The organism is Streptomyces capillispiralis (assembly GCF_007829875.1).
GTDB classification, from domain to species: domain Bacteria; phylum Actinomycetota; class Actinomycetes; order Streptomycetales; family Streptomycetaceae; genus Streptomyces; species Streptomyces capillispiralis.
Genome location: NZ_VIWV01000001.1, coordinates 3,477,422 through 3,497,682 on the forward strand (window position 1 = coordinate 3,477,422; position 20,261 = coordinate 3,497,682).

Consider the following 20,261-nt stretch of genomic DNA (forward strand, 5'->3'; position numbering starts at 1 on the left):
GCATCTGCTGCGCCTGGTGGTGTTCGCCAACGCAGACACATTAGTGAGTGCCGGGAGACGGACGGCGACCGGGAGGAGGGCGGGGGCAGTTACTCGATTCTCGCCCAACGCGCCTTCGGCCGCCCTGGTGGCGACCCACGGCGCCCGGGTGTCGGGGTCGGCGTCAGGACGGGGCCGTCCAGGCGGCGCGCGGCGTCGACCTCGCGCCGATGGGGCCCCGCGGCCGTGGGCTCGTCCGCTACGAGCGGCCGCATGACGTCCGCCCCTCCCCCGTCGAGCCCGTACGCCGGAACCTTCCAGCGGCGTGGTGTGCGGCGGCCCGCGGCCTCAGGGGTGCAGCAGATCCACCCGGACGTCCGCCGGGAACCCGGTCGTCGGTCCCACCCGGCGGGCGAACTCCGCGACCGCCTCCAGCTGCGCGGGGCCGAAGCTGAAGTCGAGGGTGGTGAAGTACTGGGCCAGGGTCCGCTCGTCGAAGGCCTCCCAGCGGGCCGCCTGCTCGGCGACCTTGCCGACCTCCTCCAGGGAGAGGTTGCGGGAGGCGAGGAAGGCCTCGTGGACCTTCCGCGTGATGACCGGCTCGCGCTCCAGGTAGTCGCGCCGGGCCGCCCACACCGCGAAGACGAACGGCAGGCCCGTCCACTCCTTCCACAGCGCGCCCAGGTCGTACACGTCCAGGCCGAAGCGGGGCCCGTCGAGCATGTTCGCGCGCAGGGCCGCGTCGCCGATGAGGACGGCCGCGTCGGCCTCCTGCATCATCAGGCTCAGGTCGGGCGGGCAGGTGTAGTAGTCGGGCTGTACGCCGTACTTCTCGGCGAGGAGGAGCTGGGCGAGGCGTACGGAGGTGCGCGAGGTCGACCCGAGGGCGACCCTGGCCCCGTCCAGCCGGTCCAGCGGGACCTGCGAGACGATCACGCAGGACATCACCGGGCCGTCGCAGCCGACGGCGATGTCGGGGAAGGCGACCAGGCGGTCGGCGTGCCTGAGGAACTCGACGAGGGTGATCGGCCCGATGTCGAGGTCGCCCCGCACCAGCTGCTCACTGAGCTTCTCGGGGGTGTCCTTCGTCAGCTCGAAGTCGAGGAGCGTGCCCGTTCTCGCGAGCCCCCAGTACAGGGGCAGGCAGTTCAGGAACTGGATGTGGCCGACACGCGGCCGGGTGCGAGGATTGTCCACATCGTGAGGCTAGCCCTCGTCCCGGGCGGCACGGTTCCCGCCCCCGGGTGCGCCTCGGCCGGCGTTACGGGAGGGGCGTTCAAACATTCGGGTGAAGTGATCTTGACCTCTATTGCATTCGGGCGCCCGCGTGCTAGGCTCTTCGCAAGTTGCAGTTTGGTTTCCCTTGCAGTACAGAGCCTGCGGAGCATGTGACCGCGGGCTCTCGTCGTTCTCAGACGGATGCACTTGTGCGGAATTTAGTCTTCACACTTGCTGGTTCTGGAGCAGGGCAACCCTTTGGGCCCAAGGAGGGCTTATGGCTACCGGAACCGTGAAGTGGTTCAACGCCGAAAAGGGCTTTGGTTTCATCGCCCAGGAAGGCGGCGGCCCCGACGTCTTCGTCCACTACTCCGCGATCAACGCGAGCGGTTTCCGCTCCCTCGAGGAGAACCAGCAGGTGTCCTTCGACGTCACGCAGGGTCCGAAGGGCCCGCAGGCGGAGAACGTCACCCCGGTCTGATCCTCCGATCCGGGAACGACTAGCAGTACCCAAGGAGCCCCGCGCCGTCAGGCGACGGGGCTCCTGCCTTTCCCTGTGCCGGGCGATTGTTTGAATTCCCGGCGAATTCCTCTCATACGTGCTGCATGATCAGCACGAATTTCGTGCCGGACTCCAGCGCCTCGTACAAGTGCGGCACATCCCCGCGATACGCCATGTAGTCCCCCGGACCGAGTTCGGCGCACTCCCCGCGGGGTCCCGCCTTCACGCGTCCGGCGCTCACCACGATGTGCTCCACCGTTCCCGGAATGTGCGGGTCCGAGGCGCGTACGGTCCCCGGCTCCAGCCCCACGGCATAGATGTCGCGCCGCGCGCCCGGCGGGCTCGCCGACAGCAGCGTGGCGACGTAACTGGACTGTTCGGAGTGCACGGCCGGCCCCTGTCCCGCCCTGATCACCTGGACGGCGGGCGCCGGGGGCTCCACCAGCGCGCTGAACGGCACCCCGAGCGCCACCGCCAGCGCCCAGATCGTCTCCATGCTCGGGTTCCCGCTCGCCGCCTCCAGCTGGGACAGCGTGGACTTGGCGATTCCGGCGCGTTTGGCCAGCTCGGAGAGGGAGAGGCCGACGCGGCCGCGTTCCCGGCGCAGGGCGGCGGCGATCCAGTCGAGGGGGAGGCGGGGCGGGGGGCCGTCGGTCATGTCGTTCGCTCCAGTGGTCCGATCGTTCGCCTTGACGAACGCGAGCTCTTCTGTCCATGGTAGGAAACATGCGTTCGGTACAGCGAACACCTCCTGCCGCCGGCCCTCTGGCCTCCCTCGACCCCGACCTGCTCCGGGACGTGTCCCTGGTCTGTCTGGCCGGGGGCGTCGTCGGCGTGTCGTTCGGGGCGATCGCCGTGGCCGGCGGGCTGCCGGTGTGGGTGCCGGTGGTGATGTCGCTGGTGGTGTACGCGGGCTCCGCCCAGTTCAGCGCGGTCGGAGTGCTGCTGGCCGGGGGCGGGCCGGTCGCGGCGGCGGCCACGGGACTGCTGCTGAACACCCGGACGGCCGCGTTCAGCCTCGCCGTCGCCGAGCACATCGGCCGGGGGCGGCTCGCCCGCCTGGTCGGGGCGCACCTGGTGACCGACGAGACGGTGGCCTTCACCCTGGCCCAGCAGGACCCGGCACGGCGACGGGCGGCGTTCTGGATCTCGGGGCTCGGGATGTTCGCGGTGTGGAACGCGGGAGTGCTGGTGGGCGCGCTGGCCGGCAGCGCACTGGGCGACACGGCCCGCTACGGGCTGGACGCGGCCTTCCCCGCCGTACTGGCGGCACTGGTGCTGCCCTCGCTGCGCGAGGACGCGGACGTCCGCCGGGCGGCGCTGCCCGGCGCGGCACTGGCCCTCGCGGTGACACCGGCGGTACCGGCGGGAGTGCCGGTGCTGGTGGCACTGGCGGGGCTGGTGCTGCACGGACGGGGGCGCGGGCGGGGTGGCGAGTCCCGGAACAAGCGTGGGGGCGAGTCCCGGAGCGGGCGCGGTGGCGGGCCCCGGATCGGGCGTGGGGGCGAGTCCCGGATCGGGCGTGAGGGGAGGCGGTCGGGGTGAGCGCGACGGTCGCGGTGATCCTGGTGCTGGCGGCCGGGACGTACGCCTTCCGGCTGGTGGGGCCCGCGCTGCACGGGCGGGTGGAGCTGCCGGACCGGCTGCGGGAGCTGCTGGCCGCCGGTGCGGTGGTCCTGCTGGTGGCGCTGCTGGCCACGGGGGCGCTCACCGAGGGCGGGGGGTTCGCCGGGTGGGCGCGTCCGGCCGGGGTGCTGGCGGGCGGGGTGCTGGCGTGGCAGCGGGCGCCGTTCGCGGTGGTCGTCGTCGGCGCGGCGGCCACGACGGCGGCGCTGCGGGCGGCCGGGGTGGCCTGAGCCCCGGCCACCCGCTCCCGGCCCCCGCTCCCGGCAGCCGCCCCCGACCGTCGCTCCCGGCCCCCGCACCCGGCAGCCGCTCCCGGCGGCCGCCCCGCCCGGGGTGTCGGTGGACGCGGGTAGGGTCCCCGCCCATGACCACCACCCACTCCGCCGCCCCCGGGCCCGACCACGACACCCACCTCAACCGGAACCCGCACCCCGCCCCCGCCCCCGCCCACGTACAGGCCACCCGCGCCTTCTACGACGCCGTCGCCGAGGACTACGCCGACCATTTCCGTGACGTTCTCGCCGCCCTGCCGCTGGACCGCGCGCTGCTGGCCGGGTACGCCGAACTGGTCGGGCCGGGCGGACGGGTGGCCGATGTGGGGTGCGGGCCGGGGCGGGTGACCGCGCACCTCGCCTCGCTCGGCCTCTCCGTCCTCGGCGTCGACCTGTCCGAGGGGATGCTCGCGATCGCCCGCCGCGAGCATCCCGGACTGCGCTTCGAGCAGGGTTCGATGCTGGACCTCGACCTCCCGGACGGCTCGCTCGCCGGCGTCGTCTCGTACTACTCGACGATCCACCTGCCGGAGGACGAACTGCCGGCCGCCTTCGCCGAGTTCCGCCGGGTGCTGGCGCCCGGCGGGCATCTCGTGGTGGCCTTCCAGGTGGGTGACGTGCCCCGCCGCCACGAGGAGCCCTTCGGCCACCCGGTCACCCTCGACTTCCAGCGCCGCCGGCCGGAGCTGGTGGCCGGGCTGCTGGAGGCGGCCGGTTTCACGCCGGTCCTGCACAGTGTGCGCGCGGCCGACAGCGAGCTGGGCGAGCCGATCCCGCAGGCCTTCCTGATCGTCCGCGCACCGCGCGACACCGCCGACGCACCCCGCGACACCTGAGCCCTGTCCGGACCTACCCTCGCCCGGACCCTCCCGCCCCCGCCTGGTACCCGGCCGACCACCCCCGGCCGGCGTACAGGCCCTCCACCTCCTGCGCGAAGTCCCGCAGGATCTGCTCGCGGCGCAGCTTCATCGACGGGGTCAGATGGCCCGCCTCCTCCGTGAAGTCCACGGGGAGGACGGTGAAGCGGCGGATGGACTCCGGGCGGGAGAGCATCCGGTTGGCCTCGTCGACCGCCCGTTGCAGGACGGCGAGCAGTTCCTCGTCGTCGGCGACGAGGCCCGGGGGCACCGGGTGCTTGGCGTTCATGCGGCGCCAGTGGGTGAGGCCGGCCGGGTCGAGGGTGATCAGGGCGGAGACGAAGGGGCGGTTGTCGCCGACCACCATGACCTGCGAGATCAGCGGGTGGGCGCGGAGCCAGTTCTCCAGCGGGGCCGGGGCGACGCTCTTGCCGCCCGCGGTGATGATCAGCTCCTTCTTGCGGCCCGTGATGGTCAGGTACCCCTCGTCGTCGAGTTCGCCGAGGTCGCCGGTGGCGAGCCAGCCGTCGGGGGCGGCGGGGGCGACCCCGCCCGCCTGGGCGTCCCAGTAGCCGCGCAGTACGTGGTCGCCCCCGACCAGGATCTCGCCGTCCGCCGCGATGCGGATCCGGGTGCCGGGCAACGGCCAGCCCACCGTGCCCAGACGGGGTTTGAGCGGGGGCGTCACCGTCGAGGCCCCGGTGGTCTCGGTCAGGCCGTACCCCTCGAAGATCTCGATGCCGGCACCGGCGTAGAAGGAGGCGAGGCGGCGGCCCAGCGGGGAGCCGCCGCAGATGGCGTAGCGGACCCTGCCGCCCATGGCGTTGCGGATCCGGCGGTAGACCAGGGGGTCGTAGAAGACGCGGGCCGTCTTCAGGGCGCGGGACGGGCCGGGGCCGGTGCCGGTCTGCTGGGCCTCGACGGCCTCGCCGTAGCGGCGGGCCACCGACGCCGCGCGGTCGAAGGTCGTCAGCCGCCCGCCCGCCTCCGCCCTGGCGCGGGCGGTGTTGAAGACCTTCTCCAGCATGTACGGGATGGCCAGCAGGCAGGTGGGCCGGAAGCTCGCCAGGTCCGGCAGCAGCTCCTCGGAGTTCAGGCTCGGCGCGTGGCCCAGGCGCACCCGGGCGCGTACGCAGGCGATGGCGACCATCCGGCCGAAGACGTGGGACATGGGCAGGAAGAGCAGGACCGAGGCCTCTTCGCTGGTGCGGGCCTTGAACACCGGGTAGAGCAGCTCGATGGCGTTGTCGACCTCGGCGAAGAAGTTGCCGTGGGTGAGGGCGCAGCCCTTGGGACGGCCGGTGGTGCCCGAGGTGTAGACCAGGGTGGCGAGGGTGTCGGGGACCAGCATCCCGCGGCGCACCTCCACCTCGGGGTCCGGGAGGTGGGTGCCGGCCTGGGCGAGTTCTTCGACGTGGCCCTTCTCGATGGTCCACACGTGCCGCAGGTCGGGCAGGTGCGGGCGTTCGGGGCCGAGGGCGGCGGCCTGGCCGGCGGTCTCGGTGACCAGGGCGACCGCGCCGGAGTCGTGCAGGATCCAGCGGGCCTGGTAGACGGAGGAGGTGGGGTAGACGGGGACCGTGACCAGTCCGGCCGCCCAGGCGGCGAAGTCGAGGAGCGTCCACTCGTAGCGGGTGCGGGCCATGACGGCGATCCGGTCGCCCGGCATCAGCCCCTCGGCGATCAGCCCCTTGGCCACGGCCATCACCTCGGCGGCGAACCGGCCCGCCGTGACGTCGTGCCACCGGCCGTCCGCCGTCTTGCGGCTGAGCACCACCGCGTCCGGCGCCGCACTCGCGTTCTCGAACGGCAGGTCGGCGAGCGACCCGTGCCGCACCGGCTTCGCGAGCGGCGGCACGGACGCTTCCCTGACGACTCCGTCCAGACGCCTGGTCTCGGGCTCGACCAGGACGGGTGCTCCGTAGACGGCGTCGTCGAGGGCGGAGGAATACGCGGTGGACACGGGCGGCTCCTGAGGCGTGCAGTGGAACTGCGGGGTGCCACGACGTACGTGCCTCGCACGCCGAGGCGCTCACCGGCGGCTCCGGGTACGGGAGTTGCCACCGGTCGTGCCGGGATCGTACGGCCTCCGGGTGAGGGGTCTGTGCGGGTACGGGGATGTTCCGGGGCCGGGCGTGTGCAATGTCGGAGGTTACGTGAGGGTCACTCAGGTACGTTCCAGGATCGCCGTCACGCCCTGTCCGCCGGCCGCGCAGATGGAGATCAACCCCCGTCCCGGGGCGTCGCGTTCGGCGAGCAGCTTCGCGAGGGTCGCCACGATGCGGGCGCCGGTGGCGGCGAAGGGGTGGCCGGTGGCCAGGGAGGAGCCCGCCATGTTCAGCCGGGCGCGGTCCACCGGTGCCAGGCCCCGTTCCTCCCAGGCGGCCAGGGTGGCCAGCACCTGGGAGGCGAACGCCTCGTGGACCTCGATCAGGTCGAAGTCCGCCATGCCGAGGCCCGCCCGCTCCAGCATCCGCGGGACCGCGTACGCGGGTGCCATCAGCAGGCCGTCCTCGCCGCCGGCGACGTCGCCGTGCACGAAGTCCACGGCGGCCGTCTCGTGGGCGGTCAGGTACGCCAGCGGTTCCAGGCCCCGCTGCTCGGCCCACTCCTCGCTCGCCAGCAGCACCAGCGCCGCGCCGTCGGTGAGCGGGGTCGAGTTGCCGGCCGTCATGGTCGGTTCGGGATGGTCGAGGCCGAACACCGGCCTCAGCCTGGCGAGTTGCTCGACCGTCGAGCCGGGGCGCAGGTTCTGGTCGCGGTCCAGACCGCGGAAGGGCACCACCAGGTCCTCGAAGAAGCCGCGTTCGTACGCCGCCGCCAGCCGCTGGTGACTGGCGGCCGCGAGCTCGTCCTGGGCCTCGCGGGTGATGCCCCGGGCGCGGGCGGTGACCGCGGCGTGCTCGCCCATGGAGAGGCGGGTGCGCGGCTCGGCGTTGCGCGGGATGTCGGGGACGAGGTGGCCGGGGCGGACCTTCGCCAGCGCCTTGAGGCGGGCGCCCGGGGACTTGGCGCGCCGGGCCTCCAGCAGCACCTTGCGCAGGGCGTCGTTGACGCCGAGGGGCGCGTCGCTCGCGGTGTCGGCGCCGCCCGCGACGGCGGACTCGGTCTGCCCGAGGGCGATCTTGTTGGCGGCGGCGATCACCGCCTGGAGTCCGGTGCCGCAGGCCTGCTGGATGTCGTAGGCGGGGGTGCGGGCGTCGAGCGTCGAGCCGAGGACGGTCTCGCGGGCGAGGTTGAAGTCACGGCTGTGCTTGAGGACCGCGCCGGCCACGAACTCGCCCACGGCGCCCGGCTCGCGGAGCCCGTATCGCCCGGCCAGGCCGTCCAGGGCGGCGGTGAGCATCTCCTGGTTGGAGGCGGTGGCGTAGGGGCCGTCGGAGCGGGCGAAGGGGACGCGGCTGCCGCCGATGACCGCGACGCGCCGGACGGCCGCCGGCTTCAGGGTGCTCATCTCGACCTGCTCCTCACCGTGACATAGTCTTACTTCCGGTAACCTTACTCCAGAGTCAGTACCGGGGTGAGGACCGCGCGCGAGAACACCGTGAGCCCTTCTCACCCGCTGGGAGTCCCCCATGGCCGACCGCTATCTCAGCTTCACCGGCACCGCGCCCGGCCGCTTCCTGACGCGCCGCCTGGGTCTCCCCCAGCCCGCGGCACTGCGCCGCTGGTCGCCCGAGCGGCCGGACCTGGACGGCGGCCTGCTCCACCTCACCGCGGGCAAGACCGACCTGGACCTCCCGCCCGTCCTCGCCCGTGCCGGACTGGGCGAGGACACCGACGGCCGGCCCGCCGCCGTCGTCCTCGACGCCGGCGGCATCCGGGACACCGAAGGCCTCGCCGACGTCCACGCGGCCCTCCACCCCGTCGTACGGTCCGTCGCCGCGAGCGGCCGGATCGTGGTGCTCGGCGCCCCCCTCGACCCCGCCGACCACCACCAGGCCGCCGCCCAGCAGGCGCTGGAGGGCTTCACCCGCTCCCTCGGCAAGGAGATCGGCCGGGGCAGGACCGTGAACCTGGTCCGCCTCACCGACGCCGCAGCCGCCGAGTCCACCCTGTCCTTCCTGCTCTCCCCCAAGTCCGCCTACGTCAGCGGCCAGGTGATCGAGGTGGGCGAGCACCGGCCCGTCACCCCGCACGACCCCCTGCGCCCCCTGGCCGGCCGCACCGCCCTGGTCACCGGCGCCGCGCGCGGCATCGGCGAGGCGGTCGCCGAAACACTGGCCCGGGACGGCGCCCAGGTGGTCGTCCTCGACGTGCCCGGGGCCGAGCAGGACGCACGGCGCGTCGCCGAACGGATCGGCGGCACCGCGCTCCCCCTCGACATCACCGCCCCCGACGCGGGCACCCGGATCGCCGAGGCCCTCCCCGGCGGCCTCGACGTCCTCGTCCACAACGCCGGCATCACCCGCGACCGCCGCCTGGCCAACATGTCCGCCGAACGCTGGATCCAGGTGCTGGAGGTGAACCTGGCGAGCGTCCTGCGCACCACCGACACCCTGCTCGCCCGCGGCACCCTCAAGCGGGGCGGACGCGTCGTGGCCACCGCCTCCATCGCGGGCATCGCCGGCAACACCGGCCAGACCAACTACGCGGCCGCCAAGGCCGGTGTCACCGGACTGGTCCGCTCCCTCGCGCCGCGCACCCTCACCGAGCACGGGGTGACGGTGAACGCGGTCGCGCCCGGATTCATCGAGACGAAGATGACGGCCGCCGTCCCCCTGTTCATCCGCGAGGCGGGACGGCGCATGAACTCCCTGGGCCAGGGCGGCCTGCCGGCCGACGTCGCCGAGACCATCGCCTGGCTCGCCCACCCGGCCTCCGGCGCGGTGAACGGGCAGGTCGTCCGGGTCTGCGGCCAGAGCCTCCTGGGGGCGTGAGCACCATGACCTCGGCACCACCGCGCACCGAACTCACCCGCTCCCCCGCCCTCGCCCCGCTCCTCGCCCGCGGCGCCCTCCTCTCCCCCCTCAAACGGCCCCGCCCCGACGCCGCGTTCCCCCGCACCCGGCTGGTGCTGCCCGGTCTGCGGATCGACCCCGGCCGGCTCGCCCGGTACGAGCGGGTGTGCGGCTTCCCCACCGGCGAGGAGGCACTGCCGGTGACGTACCCGCACGTCCTCGGCTTCCCGGCGGCGATGCGGCTGATGAGCGCGCGGAGCTTCCCGCTGCCCCTGCTGGGCCTGGTGCACACGTCGATCCGGATCACCCGGCACCGCGCGATGACGTCCACCGGCACCTACGACCTCACGGTGCACGTCGACGGCCTCACCCCGCACCGGCGCGGCACGCAGGCCGCCGTGGTCACCGAGCTGCGGTCCGGCGGGGCGGTGGTGTGGACGTCACGCAGCACGTACCTGGCCCGGCACCGCACCCCGGGGCAGCAGCCCGCCGAACCCCCGGCGCCCGGTGAGCCGGAGCCCCTGCCCGTCGTCGAGGACTGGCGGCTCGCCGGGGACGTGGGACGGCGCTACGGTGCCGCGTCCGGCGACCGCAACCCCATCCACCTGCACCCGCTCACCGCCCGCCTCTTCGGCTTCCCCCGCGCCATCGCGCACGGCATGTGGACCGTGGCCCGCTGCCTCGCCGCCCACGGCACCCCCGGCGCGGCTCGGATCCGGGCCGACTTCAGGGCACCGGTGCTGCTGCCGGGAACGGTGACGTACGCGGCGAAGGGCGGGCGCTTCGAACTGCGCGGCACCGGGGACCGGATTCACCTGACCGGGGAGGTCCGCCCGGCCTGAGCCGCCGTGACACCGGCCCCGTGCGGGCCGCCGCCGTCGGTCCCGGCGGGTTCGTCGCTCTCGTCCGGCGGGGTCCAGTGGCGGCCGGCCATCAGGTCGCCCAGCCCCATCCAGGCGAAGTTCATCAGCGTGGCCGCCGACTGCCGGGCCGTGACGCCCGGGGTGGTGTTGGCCCAGTCGGCGAGCGACTCGGCCGCCCCGACCAGGGCCTCCGCGAGCCCGGCCACCTCGCGTTCGCGCAGGTCGGGATCGCGGTGCGCCTCGCGGGCCGCGGCCAGTATCAGCTGGGTGACGAAGGCCACGATCTCCGTGCGCACCTCGGCGACCTCGGCGGCGAACACCTCACCGTGCGTACGGGCCTGGAGGTGCAGCACCGCCCAGCCGTCCGGGTTCCGCGCGGTGTGGGTGAAGAACGCCGTCAGGCCCGACCAGAGCTGGCGGTCCGCGGGCAGGTCCGGGCGGGCGCCCGCGCGCACCGCCTCGGTGAGCGCCTTCGCCTCACGCCGGATGCACGCGGTGAACAGGTCCTCCTTGGAGTTCAGGTACAGGTACACCAACGGCTTCGACACGCCCGCCAGTTCGGCGATCTCGTCCATCGACGCGGCCATGTACCCCCGCTGCCCGAAGGTCCGCACGGCGGCGTCCAGCATCTGCTGCTCACGGACCGCACGCGGCATCCGCTTCGTCTTCACGGCACCCATATGACGTAGCGTACGGGCCCGCTCCCGCCGGACCGCCCGCCCGCGGACGCGCCACCGCCCGCGGCGGTCCGGGAACGGGACCGGCGCGGGCGGCGGGCGGTGACTCGGGCGGCCACGGACACTCCAGCGGCCAGGGGCACTCAGGCGGCCACGGGCACCCGGTCGGCCTCGTCGACCGGCGAGGCGTGGACCGCGTCGTAGGCGTCGCGGTCGAGCAGGTTCTCACGGGCGGAAACGATCACCGGGACCAGCGCCTGCCCGGCGACGTTCGTCGCCGTGCGGATCATGTCCAGGATCGGGTCGATGGCCAGGAGCAGGCCCACGCCCTCCATCGGCAGGCCGAGGGTGGACAGGGTGAGGGTCAGCATGACCGTCGCGCCGGTGAGGCCGGCCGTGGCGGCGGAGCCCACCACCGAGACGAACGCGATCAGCAGGTAGTCGCCGACGCCGAGCTGGATGTCGAAGATCTGGGCGACGAAGATCGCGGCGATGGCCGGGTAGATCGCGGCGCAGCCGTCCATCTTCGTGGTGGCCCCGAACGGCACGGCGAAGCTCGCGTACTCCTTGGGCACGCCCAGGCGCTCGGTGACCTTCTGGGTGAGCGGCATGGTGCCGACCGAGGAGCGGGAGACGAAGGCGAGCTGGATGGCGGGCCAGGCGCCCTTGAAGAACTGCACCGGGCTGACCTTGGCGACGGTCGCGAGCAGCGCCGGGTAGACGCCGAAGAGGACGATCGCGCAGCCGATGTAGATGTCGGCGGTGAAGGTGGCGTACTTGCCGATGAGGTCCCAGCCGTAGGTGGCGATGGCGTTGCCGATGAGGCCGACGGTGCCGAGCGGGGCCAGGCGGATGACCCACCACAGGGCCTTCTGGAGGAGTTCGAGGACGGACTCGCTCAGGGTGAGGATCGGCTGGGCCTTCTCGCCGAGCTGGAGGGCGGCGATGCCGGCGACGGCGGCCATGAAGACGATCTGCAGCACGTTCAGCTCGGTGAACGGGGTGATCACGTCGGTCGGCACGATGCCGGTGAGGAAGTCGATCCAGGAGCCGGTCTTCTCGGGCCGGGCGCCGTCGGCGGGGGTGAGGCCGGTGCCCGCGCCCGGGTTGGTGACCAGGCCGATGACGAGGCCGATCGCCACCGCGATCAGCGAGGTGATCATGAACCAGAGGAGGGTCCGCGAGGCCAGCCGGGCCGCGTTGTTGACCTTCCGCAGGTTGGTGATGGAGACGAGGATCGCGAAGAAGACGAGCGGGGCGACGGCGAGCTTCAGCAGGCCGATGAAGGTGCCGCCGACCTTCTCCAGGGTGGTGACCAGCCAGCCGACGTCCTGGCTGCGGGCGAGCCAGCCGAGGAGGACGCCCAGGACGAGGCCGGCGAGTATCTGGGCCCAGAAGGGCGCGCGCAGGCGCGGTGAAGGGGACTTCGTGTTCGTGGACACGGACATGCTCCGTTGGATCCGTAAAGGGGACGCGTGAGGGAAGGTGACGTGGGACTCGGGTGGCGGAACGTCAGGGACGACAGTTCGCGGAGGTGACCCGGCAGAGGTCCACGTGCAGGCGCGCCACGAGCGGAACACTCCGGGGCGTGGGGAACACGGCTGCTGACTTCACCCGCAGACCGTAACACCTGAACTTTGAGATCCTCAAAGCCTTGCTTTGAGAGGTGGTCGGGCAAACGCGTCCGTACAACGCAAAGCGCCCCGGTTTCCTGGTGAGTTCGGAGACCGGGGCGCCCGACGCGGTGCGCGGGTGTGACGGAGGTTACGAGGTCTGGCCCTGCGCCTGCCCCTGCGTGCGGGCGGTGTCGTCGGCCTCGTCCTCCTGGTTGCGGTTGGCCTCCAGGTTGGACTTCATCCGGTCCACCCGCCGCACGATCCGCTCGGAGGCGCGGTCCCGCTCCTTGCGGAGCACGACGAAGCTGATCGGGGCCGAGATCAGCAGCGCGAGCAGGACGACCCACAGGCCGTTGGAGTCGCCGAGGCCGCGCGGGGCGAGGCCGGAGTGGACGAGGCCCCAGACGACCACGAGGCAGCCCACGAAGATCCCGAGGCGCATCAGCGTGTAGCGGAGCATCTCATCCACTCTTCCTACGTACGGCCAGAACATCCCACCAGAACATCCCAAAGGGACATCGTCCAGTGAAGCACGCCCCGGCCCGTGGTCCCGCAGGGGGGTGCGGGGCTCAGGTCAGGGGCAGCAGCATGGTGATGTCGTCGCGCTCGTCGCCGGGTGCCACGCGGATCGCGCCGGGGACCCGGCCGACCTCCTTGTAGCCGCAGGAGGCGTAGAAGTGCTCCAGGCCGAGACCGCCGCGGCAGGTGAGCCGTATCGCTTCGATGCCGTCGAAGCCGCGGGCGGCGCGCTCGGCGGCGGCCAGCAGGTCGCGGCCGTAGCCCTTGCCCTGGTGGTCGGGGTGGACCATCACCGTGTAGAGCCAGATCCAGTGGGTCATCAGGCGGTGGGTGTTGGAGGTGAGGAACACCGTGGCGGCCACCCGGCCCCGCTCGTCGTGCCCGACGAGGAGCCGGGAACGCTTCTCCTCCATGGCGACCAGCTGCCGCGTCAGCTCCGGGCGGATCTGCTCGGGTGTCACGGGCGGGACGAAGCCGACCGCTCCGCCGGCGTTGGTGACGTCGGCCCACAGGCCGATGACGCCGTCGCGCAGCTCGGGGGTGACGGCGGGGTCGAGCGTGAAGGTAAGGGGCATACAGCCATCGTAGCCATTACCCGAACGGGCGTGCCGCGACCTCCGGATCGGCGACGAGACCCCGGTACACCGCCTCCCGGTCGTCCGCCCGCGGCACCGCCGAGGGGTGCACCGTGGGCACCAGCCGGTCGGGGCGCCTCAGACCCGCATCGGCTGCGGCGACTCCCGGCGCGCCGGGTCGGGGCCGTCGTACTCGCGGATGATCTCGTAGCGCGTGTTGCGCTCCACCGGGCGGAAGCCCGCGTCGCGGATCAGGTCCAGCAGGTCCTCGCGGGTCAGCTTGTTCGGCGTGCCGAAGTTGTCCGCGTCGTGCGTGATCTTGTACTCGACGACCGAGCCGTCCATGTCGTCGGCGCCGTGCTGGAGCGCGAGCTGCGCCGTCTGCACACCGTGCATCACCCAGAAGACCTTGACGTGCGGCACGTTGTCGAAGAGCAGCCGCGACACGGCGAACGTCTTCAGCGCCTCCGCGCCGGTCGCCATCTGCGTGCGGGCCTGGAGCCGGTTGCGGACCTTGCCGTCCTTCATGTCCACGAAGTCGTGCTGGTAGCGCAGCGGGATGAAGACCTGGAAGCCGCCGGTCTCGTCCTGCAGCTCACGCAGCCGCAGCACGTGGTCCACGCGGTGGCGGGGCTCCTCGATGTGGCCGTACAGCATGGTGCACGGGGTCTTCAGACCCTTCTCGTGCGCCAGGCGGTGGATGCGCGACCAGTCCTCCCAGTGGGTGCGGTGGTCGACGATGTGCTGCCGCACCTCCCAGTCGAAGATCTCCGCGCCGCCGCCGGTCAGCGACTCCAGACCGGCGTCGATCAGCTCGTCGAGGATCTCGCTCGCGCCGAGCCCGGAGATGGTCTCGAAGTGGTGGATCTCGGTGGCGGTGAACGCCTTCAGCGAGACGTCCGGCAGCGCCGCCTTCAACTCCCGCAGCGAGCGCGGGTAGTAACGCCACGGCAGGTTGGGGTGGAGCCCGTTGACGATGTGCAGCTCGGTCAGGTTCTCCGACTCCATCGACCTGGCGAGCTTCACCGCCTCCTCGATGCGCATCGTGTACGCGTCCTTCTCCCCCGGCTTGCGCTGGAAGGAGCAGTAGGCGCAGGAGGCGGTGCACACGTTCGTCATGTTGAGGTGGCGGTTGACGTTGAAGTGCACGACGTCGCCGTTCAGCCGCGTGCGCACCTCGTGCGCCAGCCCGCCCAGCCAGGCCAGGTCGTCCGACTCGTACAGCGCGATGCCGTCCTCACGGGTCAGGCGCACACCCGCCCGGACCTTCTCCTCCAGCTCGCGCTTGAGCCCGACGTCCATGCCGTCCCTCTTTCCCTCGGCTCTCGATCTCTTCAGGCAGTCCGCGTCAACCGTACTCCCCCACCCTTCGGGCGGGGGGACCCCCACAAGGCGCTCCGCGCCTGGTCACTGCACCTCTTCGGGCAGCTCACCGACCCGGTTCTCCCACTTGGTGGAGAGCACGATCGTCGTACGGGTGCGGGAGACGCCCTTGGTGCCGGACAGCCGGCGGATGATCTTCTCCAGGCCGTCCACGTCGGTGGCCCGCACCTTGAGCATGAAGGAGTCGTCGCCGGCGATGAACCAGCAGTCCTCGATCTCCTTCAGGTCCCGCAGCCGCTGTGCCACGTCCTCGTGGTCGGCGGCGTCGGACAGCGAGATGCCGATCAGGGCGATGACACCGAGACCGAGCGAGGCGGCGTCCACGGTGGCCCGGTAGCCGGTGATGACCCCGGCCGCCTCCAGCCGGTTGATGCGGTCGGTGACGCTGGGTCCCGACAGTCCGACGAGGCGTCCCAGCTCCGCGTAGGAGGCCCGGCCGTTCTCCCTCAGGGCCTGGATGAGCTGCCTGTCCACCGCGTCCATCGAATCGAAGCCTTCCACTGAAGAGGTACGAGAGTTCCTGAAAAGGGTGGTGCGTTGCCGCGGCGCGGCGGGCGCTCACTCGGTGCGGGATCCACCGCCGAGTCCGCCCGCCCAGCGGCGGTAGAGGCCGTGCTCGACGCCCGCCGCGTCGAGCACGCGTCCCGCGACGAAGTCCACCAGGTCCTGGATGTGCGTCGCGCCCGCGTAGAAGGCCGGTGAGGCGGGCACCACGGTCGCGCCCGCGTCGTCCAGCGTCACCAGGTGCCGCAGCGTCTGGCCGTTCAGCGGGGTCTCCCGCACGGCCACGACCAGCGTGCGCCCCTCCTTCAGGGTCACGCTCGCCGCCCGCTGCAGCAGGTCCTTGGAGAGCCCGAGCGCCACCCCGGCCACGCAGGCCGTGGAGGCGGGCACGATCAGCATGCCCTTGCTCGGGTACGACCCCGAGGACGGCCCGGCCGCGAGGTCACCGGCGGCCCAGTGCCGTACGCCGTCGAGGTCGACCGTGAAGGTGTCCGGCTTGCCGTCCGCGCCACGGGACAGCCATTCCCGCAGGTCGTCGCGCCAGTGGGCGTCACGGAAGGCGATGCCGGTCTCGTCCAGCAGGGTGAGCCGCGAGGCCCGGCTGACGACGAGGTCGACACTCTCGCCGGCGGCGAGCAGCGCCCGCAGCACCGAGGCGGCATACGGGGTGCCGGAGGCGCCGGAGACCCCTACGATCCAAGGCGTACGCCGCGTCTCTCCTGGCTTGACTGGGTTCACGACACCGAGCCTATCCGGAGTCACAGGGTGGGAACCGGCCGAGGGGGCCGGGCGTTCCACTGGGAGAACGAGCCGGTGCCGGGGGTGAGCGATGTCGGGTGCGTCTGCCGCGTGGTCGCGGCGCGACCGCGTCAGGTTCGCGGCCGGGCTGATGGCGGGCTGGGTGGCGCTGCTGTGGCTGCTCGAAGTGGCCGACGTGGTCAGCGGCCACGCCCTGGACGGCTTCGGCATCGTGCCGCGCACCCCGTCCGAGCTGGTCGATGTCCTCCCGTCCGCCTTCGTGCACTTCGGCTTCGCCCATGTGGCCGCCAACAGCGTGCCGTTGCTGGTGCTCGGCTTCCTCGCGGCGCTCGGCGGCATACGCCGGTTCGCCGCCGTGTGCGCGCTGATCGTCGTGGCCGACGGTCTGGGTGTGTGGCTCGTGGCCCCGGCGCACAGCAACACGGCGGGCGCCTCCGGCCTGGTCTTCGGCCTCTTCGGCTTCCTGCTGGTCAGCGGCTTCGTCGAGCGCCGCCCGCTCGGTGTCCTGGCCGGTGTGCTGGTGACCGCCGTCTGGGGCGGCTCGATCCTCGCCGGGCTCGCCCCGACCCAGTCCGGGGTGAGCTGGCAGGGCCATCTGATCGGTATGGCGGCGGGGGTGGCGGCGGCGTTCGTCTTCCGCCGCCGGCCCGCTCGCCGGGAGCTGCGGGCGTAGGCCGCCTCAGACCGTCAGCCCGCGCACCAGGAGGTCCAGCAGGGCACACACGAACAGGGCGATGCCGATGAAGCCGTTGACGCTGAAGAAGGCCCGGTTCAGGCGGGTCAGGTCGTGGGGGCGGACGATGGTGTGCTCGTAGACGAAGGCGCCGGCGACGACGAGCAGGCCCAGCCAGAAGAAGGCCCCGGCGTCGGTGAGGACGGCGTACCAGGCGAACAGGGCCGTGGTGACGGCGTGGCAGACGCGGGCGCCCCGGATGGCGGCCGGGATGCCGAAGCGGGCCGGGACGGACTTCACACCGATCTCCCGGTCGGTGTCGACGTCCTGGCAGGCGTAGATCAGGTCGAAGCCGCCGATCCACACGCCGACCGCGAGACCGAGGACGACCGCCTCCCAGGACCAGGTGCCGGTGACGGCCAGCCAGCCGCCGACCGGGCCCATCGCCTGGGCGAGACCGAGGATGGCCTGCGGGAAGTTGGTGAACCGCTTGCCGTAGGGATACACCACCATCGGGACGACGGCGACGGGCGCGAGGGCCAGGCAGAGCGGGTTGAGCAGGGCCGCCGCGCCGAGGAAGACGGCCAGGGCGATGAGCGCGCCGGTCCAGGCGTGCTTCACCGACATCGCGCCGGTGACCAGCTCGCGGTGCGCGGTGCGCGGGTTGCGGGCGTCGATCTCGCGGTCGATGATCCGGTTGGCGGCCATGGCGAAGGTGCGCAGGCCCACCATGGCGAGGGTGACCAGCAGCAGCCGGCCCCAGTGGATGTTCGCGTCCCACTCGTACATCGAGGTGAGGGCGGCGATGTAGGCGAAGGGCAGCGCGAACACCGAGTGCTCGATCATGACCAGGCGGAGGAAGGCCTTGACCTTCCCCGTCGGCCGCGATGCCGGGCCCGGGCCCACGATCCCGTCGGCGGTGGTCATCATGCGAGGCTCCCGAGGAACGCGTCGAGGTCGGCCAGGAGTCCGGCGACGGGCACCGGGCCCGTCCGCACGGTCAGGGGTGTCTCCGCGTCGTCGGGCGGGGTGATGTGCGCCGTGAAGGTGTACGCGTCCGCGCCGGAGGGGTGGGCGTCCAGCCGGAGCACCGCGCCGCCGTCGACGGTGAACGGTCCGCTCGCCGCAGCGAGCTGGTCGCGCAGCTGCCGGGCGAAGGCGGCGGGTTCCGCGTCGCGCACACCGGGCAGTTCGAAGCCGTCACCCTCGCCGTCCTGCTCGAAGAGCACCGCCCAGGTGTCGCCGGGGCCCGCGAGTTCCTCGGGCGTCACGCCCGCCTCGTCGGCGGCCCGGCGGACCCCCGGGTCGGCCGGGTCCAGCTCGGGGCGCACCAGGGCCACGTAGTCGGTGCCGGTGCCGATGAACAGCTCCGGGCCGCCGACGGCGAGGGGGCTCACAGTCCGTACTCCTTCCAGCGGCGGTCGACCAGGGCGGCCGTGTCCGGGTCGGACTCGACCATGTCGGGCCAGCCGCCGTCGCGCGTGTACCCCTCCTCGGGCCACTTCTTCGTGGCGTCGATGCCCGCCTTGCCGCCCCAGAACTGCTGGTAGGAGGCGTGGTCGAGGTGGTCGACGGGGCCTTCGACGACGGTGAGGTCACGGGCGTAGTCGGTGTTGCCGAGGGCCCGCCAGGAGACCTCGTGCAGGTCGTGCACGTCGCAGTCGGAGTCGACGACCACGATCAGCTTGGTCAGCGACATCATGTGGGCGCCCCAGATGGCGTGCATGACCTTCTGCGCGTGCTTGGGGTACTTCTTGTCGATCGAGACGATCGCGCAGTTGTGGAAGCCGCCGGACTCGGGGAGGTGGTAGTCCACGATGTCCGGGACGATGATCTTGAGGAGCGGCAGGAAGAAGCGTTCCGTCGCGCGGCCCAGCGGCCCGTCCTCCGTCGGGGGCCGGCCGACCACGATCGACTGGAGCAGCGGGCGCTTGCGCATGGTCACGCAGTCGATGGTCAGCGCCGGGAAGGGCTCCTGCGGGGTGTAGAAGCCGGTGTGGTCGCCGAAGGGGCCCTCGGGCAGCATCTCGCCCGGCTCCAGCCAGCCCTCGAGCACGACCTCCGCCTGCGCCGGGACCTGGAGCGGGACGGTCTTGCAGTCGACCATCTCGATCCGCTTGCCCTGCACGAACCCGGCGAACAGGTACTCGTCGATGTCGCCGGGCAGCGGGGCGGTGGACGCGTACGTGACCGCGGGCGGGCAGCCGAAGGCGATGGCCACGGGCAGCCGCTCACCGCGCCGGGCGGCGACCTGGTAGTGGTTGCGGCTGTCCTTGTGGATCTGCCAGTGCATGCCGATGGTGCGCCGGTCGTGGCGCTGGAGCCGGTACAGGCCCAGGTTGCGGATGCCGGACTCCGGGTCCTTGGTGTGGGTGAGCCCCAGGTTGAAGAAGGAGCCGCCGTCCTTGGGCCAGGTGAACAGCGCGGGAAGCCGTTCGAGGTCGACGTCGTCGCCGCGCAGCACGACCTCGTGCACGGGCGCGTCCTTCACCTTCTTCGGCGGTACGTGCGTCATCGCGCCGAGCTTGCCGAACGCCTCGCGCACCCCGACGAACCCGTGCGGCAGCTCGGGCTTCAGCAGCCCGCCGATCTTCTCGCTGATCTCCGCGTAGGACGTCAGCCCGAGCGCCTTCAGCAGGCGCCGGTCCGTGCCGTACACGTTCATCGCGAGGGGCATGTCCGAGCCGCGCACGTTCTCGAAGAGCAGTGCGGGACCGCCGGCCTTCTGCACCCGGTCGACGATCTCACCGACCTCCAGATACGGGTCGACCTCGGCCTTGATGCGCTTGAGGTCGCCCTCGCGCTCCAGCGCCCTGAGCAGGGAGCGAAGATCGTCGTAAGCCATGCGGTCAAGTATCCCCGAGCGGTTACCCTGGCCCTGTACCGCCCACCGCTTTCGCTGGAGAGGCCCATGCTGCGGGTGCTGATGTTCCTGGTGCCACTGGCCCTGAGCGTGTACGCGTTCATCGACTGCATCAGCACGAAGGACGACGACATCCGGCACATGCCCAAGCCGCTGTGGGCGATCCTCGTGCTGCTGTTCCCGCTGGTCGGGTCGATCTCGTGGATCATCGCGGGCAAGAAGCGGCACCCGGCGGGCGCCGGCGGCAGCATCGGTTCCGCCTGGAGCCGGGGCGGTGGCCGTCGGCAGTGGGTGGCCCCCGACGACAACCCCGAGTTCCTCAAGTCCCTGGACGACGAGAAGGGCAAGGACGACCGCCCGGGGGACGGGGAGCGCGGCGGGTCCGCCTGACCGGTCCGCACGTCAGCGCCTGGTCCGGCGCCGGCGCGTCGAACCCGTCGCACGTCCGCGTCATCGGCGTGCCGCTGGGCCGGG

At 72.3% G+C, this 20,261-nt stretch carries 22 protein-coding genes and 2 pseudogenes; 8 read left to right on the plus strand and 16 right to left on the minus strand.

Going from position 1 to position 20,261, the window contains the following annotated elements; genetic code table 11:
* Positions 1-327: 327 nt before the first annotated feature.
* A complete protein-coding gene (locus tag FHX78_RS14590) occupies positions 328-1,176 on the minus strand; it encodes a menaquinone biosynthetic enzyme MqnA/MqnD family protein (RefSeq protein WP_145867890.1) in 849 nt (282 codons plus the stop codon).
* Between the two features lie 298 nt (positions 1,177-1,474).
* Here FHX78_RS14590 and FHX78_RS14595 point away from each other — a divergent pair, with 298 nt between their 5' ends.
* Entirely contained in the window at positions 1,475-1,678 is a 204-nt protein-coding gene (locus FHX78_RS14595; RefSeq protein ID WP_003992177.1) for a cold-shock protein, read from the plus strand.
* Positions 1,679-1,790: 112 nt separating this feature from the next.
* On the opposite strand, the gene FHX78_RS14600 is transcribed toward FHX78_RS14595, so the two are convergent.
* Positions 1,791-2,357: a helix-turn-helix domain-containing protein gene (locus tag FHX78_RS14600; RefSeq protein WP_145867892.1), complete on the minus strand. Its 567-nt coding sequence runs from the start codon at positions 2,355-2,357 to the stop codon at positions 1,791-1,793.
* Positions 2,358-2,425: 68 nt separating this feature from the next.
* Between FHX78_RS14600 and FHX78_RS14605 the strand changes: the two are divergent.
* From FHX78_RS14605 to FHX78_RS14615, 3 genes and pseudogenes are all read left to right on the plus strand, one after another.
* Positions 2,426-3,127, plus strand: a pseudogene (locus FHX78_RS14605) (AzlC family ABC transporter permease); the annotation flags it as partial.
* Between the two features lie 113 nt (positions 3,128-3,240).
* Complete coding sequence (locus FHX78_RS14610; protein WP_145867893.1) at positions 3,241-3,555, plus strand: AzlD domain-containing protein; 315 nt, start codon at positions 3,241-3,243, stop codon at positions 3,553-3,555.
* A 134-nt stretch (positions 3,556-3,689) separates the two neighbouring features.
* Positions 3,690-4,433, plus strand: coding sequence for a class I SAM-dependent methyltransferase (locus FHX78_RS14615; protein ID WP_145867895.1), 744 nt, complete (start codon positions 3,690-3,692; stop codon positions 4,431-4,433).
* A gap of 13 nt (positions 4,434-4,446) precedes the next feature.
* On the opposite strand, the gene FHX78_RS14620 is transcribed toward FHX78_RS14615, so the two are convergent.
* Positions 4,447-6,417, minus strand: a complete 1,971-nt coding sequence (locus FHX78_RS14620) for an AMP-dependent synthetase/ligase (protein WP_145867897.1) — start codon at positions 6,415-6,417, stop codon at positions 4,447-4,449.
* 204 nt (positions 6,418-6,621) lie between these two features.
* On the minus strand, positions 6,622-7,908 hold the full coding sequence (locus tag FHX78_RS14625) for an acetyl-CoA C-acetyltransferase (RefSeq protein WP_145867899.1): 1,287 nt from the start codon (positions 7,906-7,908) through the stop codon (positions 6,622-6,624).
* 121 nt (positions 7,909-8,029) lie between these two features.
* Here FHX78_RS14625 and FHX78_RS14630 point away from each other — a divergent pair, with 121 nt between their 5' ends.
* A complete protein-coding gene (locus FHX78_RS14630; RefSeq protein ID WP_145867901.1) occupies positions 8,030-9,334 on the plus strand; it encodes a 3-oxoacyl-ACP reductase in 1,305 nt (434 codons plus the stop codon).
* 5 nt (positions 9,335-9,339) lie between these two features.
* Positions 9,340-10,197: a MaoC family dehydratase gene (locus FHX78_RS14635; RefSeq protein ID WP_145871967.1), complete on the plus strand. Its 858-nt coding sequence runs from the start codon at positions 9,340-9,342 to the stop codon at positions 10,195-10,197.
* On the opposite strand, the gene FHX78_RS14640 is transcribed toward FHX78_RS14635, so the two are convergent.
* The 9 genes and pseudogenes from FHX78_RS14640 to FHX78_RS14675 form a co-directional block, all read right to left on the minus strand.
* Positions 10,167-10,898, minus strand: coding sequence for a TetR/AcrR family transcriptional regulator (locus FHX78_RS14640; protein WP_145867903.1), 732 nt, complete (start codon positions 10,896-10,898; stop codon positions 10,167-10,169). The genes FHX78_RS14635 and FHX78_RS14640 overlap by 31 nt on opposite strands.
* 140 nt (positions 10,899-11,038) lie before the next feature.
* A complete protein-coding gene (locus FHX78_RS14645; RefSeq protein ID WP_145867904.1) occupies positions 11,039-12,343 on the minus strand; it encodes a dicarboxylate/amino acid:cation symporter in 1,305 nt (434 codons plus the stop codon).
* Positions 12,344-12,407: 64 nt separating this feature from the next.
* Positions 12,408-12,509: a putative leader peptide gene (locus FHX78_RS38060; RefSeq protein ID WP_341874749.1), complete on the minus strand. Its 102-nt coding sequence runs from the start codon at positions 12,507-12,509 to the stop codon at positions 12,408-12,410.
* A gap of 150 nt (positions 12,510-12,659) precedes the next feature.
* Positions 12,660-12,971, minus strand: coding sequence for a DUF4229 domain-containing protein (locus tag FHX78_RS14650; RefSeq protein ID WP_145871969.1), 312 nt, complete (start codon positions 12,969-12,971; stop codon positions 12,660-12,662).
* A gap of 109 nt (positions 12,972-13,080) precedes the next feature.
* On the minus strand, positions 13,081-13,605 hold the full coding sequence (locus tag FHX78_RS14655) for a GNAT family N-acetyltransferase (RefSeq protein ID WP_145867906.1): 525 nt from the start codon (positions 13,603-13,605) through the stop codon (positions 13,081-13,083).
* 16 nt (positions 13,606-13,621) lie between these two features.
* A pseudogene (locus tag FHX78_RS37450) lies at positions 13,622-13,741 on the minus strand (UdgX family uracil-DNA binding protein); the annotation flags it as partial.
* A 2-nt stretch (positions 13,742-13,743) separates the two neighbouring features.
* Positions 13,744-14,907, minus strand: coding sequence for an aminofutalosine synthase MqnE (gene mqnE / locus FHX78_RS14665; RefSeq protein WP_145867907.1), 1,164 nt, complete (start codon positions 14,905-14,907; stop codon positions 13,744-13,746).
* 105 nt (positions 14,908-15,012) lie between these two features.
* Positions 15,013-15,471 carry an Lrp/AsnC family transcriptional regulator gene (locus FHX78_RS14670; RefSeq protein WP_145867908.1) on the minus strand — a complete coding sequence of 153 codons (459 nt, stop codon included), beginning with the start codon at positions 15,469-15,471 and terminating at the stop codon, positions 15,013-15,015.
* A gap of 75 nt (positions 15,472-15,546) precedes the next feature.
* Positions 15,547-16,230, minus strand: a complete 684-nt coding sequence (locus FHX78_RS14675; RefSeq protein WP_145867909.1) for a UbiX family flavin prenyltransferase — start codon at positions 16,228-16,230, stop codon at positions 15,547-15,549.
* Between the two features lie 91 nt (positions 16,231-16,321).
* On the opposite strand from FHX78_RS14675, the gene FHX78_RS14680 reads away from it, so the two are divergent.
* Entirely contained in the window at positions 16,322-16,924 is a 603-nt protein-coding gene (locus FHX78_RS14680; protein WP_145867910.1) for a rhomboid family intramembrane serine protease, read from the plus strand.
* Positions 16,925-16,930: 6 nt separating this feature from the next.
* On the opposite strand, the gene mqnP is transcribed toward FHX78_RS14680, so the two are convergent.
* The 3 genes from mqnP to FHX78_RS14695 are packed head-to-tail and all read right to left on the minus strand — an operon-like array spanning position 16,931 to position 19,769.
* Positions 16,931-17,854, minus strand: a complete 924-nt coding sequence (gene mqnP, locus FHX78_RS14685; protein ID WP_373312961.1) for a menaquinone biosynthesis prenyltransferase MqnP — start codon at positions 17,852-17,854, stop codon at positions 16,931-16,933.
* The gene (locus tag FHX78_RS14690) at positions 17,851-18,321 is read right to left on the minus strand and encodes a hypothetical protein (protein ID WP_145867911.1); all 471 of its coding nucleotides are present in this window, start codon (positions 18,319-18,321) and stop codon (positions 17,851-17,853) included. Before FHX78_RS14690 ends, mqnP begins: the two co-directional genes overlap by 4 nt.
* Complete coding sequence (locus tag FHX78_RS14695) at positions 18,318-19,769, minus strand: menaquinone biosynthesis decarboxylase (protein ID WP_145867912.1); 1,452 nt, start codon at positions 19,767-19,769, stop codon at positions 18,318-18,320. Before FHX78_RS14695 ends, FHX78_RS14690 begins: the two co-directional genes overlap by 4 nt.
* Before the next feature lie 66 nt (positions 19,770-19,835).
* On the opposite strand from FHX78_RS14695, the gene FHX78_RS14700 reads away from it, so the two are divergent.
* Entirely contained in the window at positions 19,836-20,177 is a 342-nt protein-coding gene (locus FHX78_RS14700; protein ID WP_145867913.1) for a PLD nuclease N-terminal domain-containing protein, read from the plus strand.
* Positions 20,178-20,261: the final 84 nt, after the last annotated feature.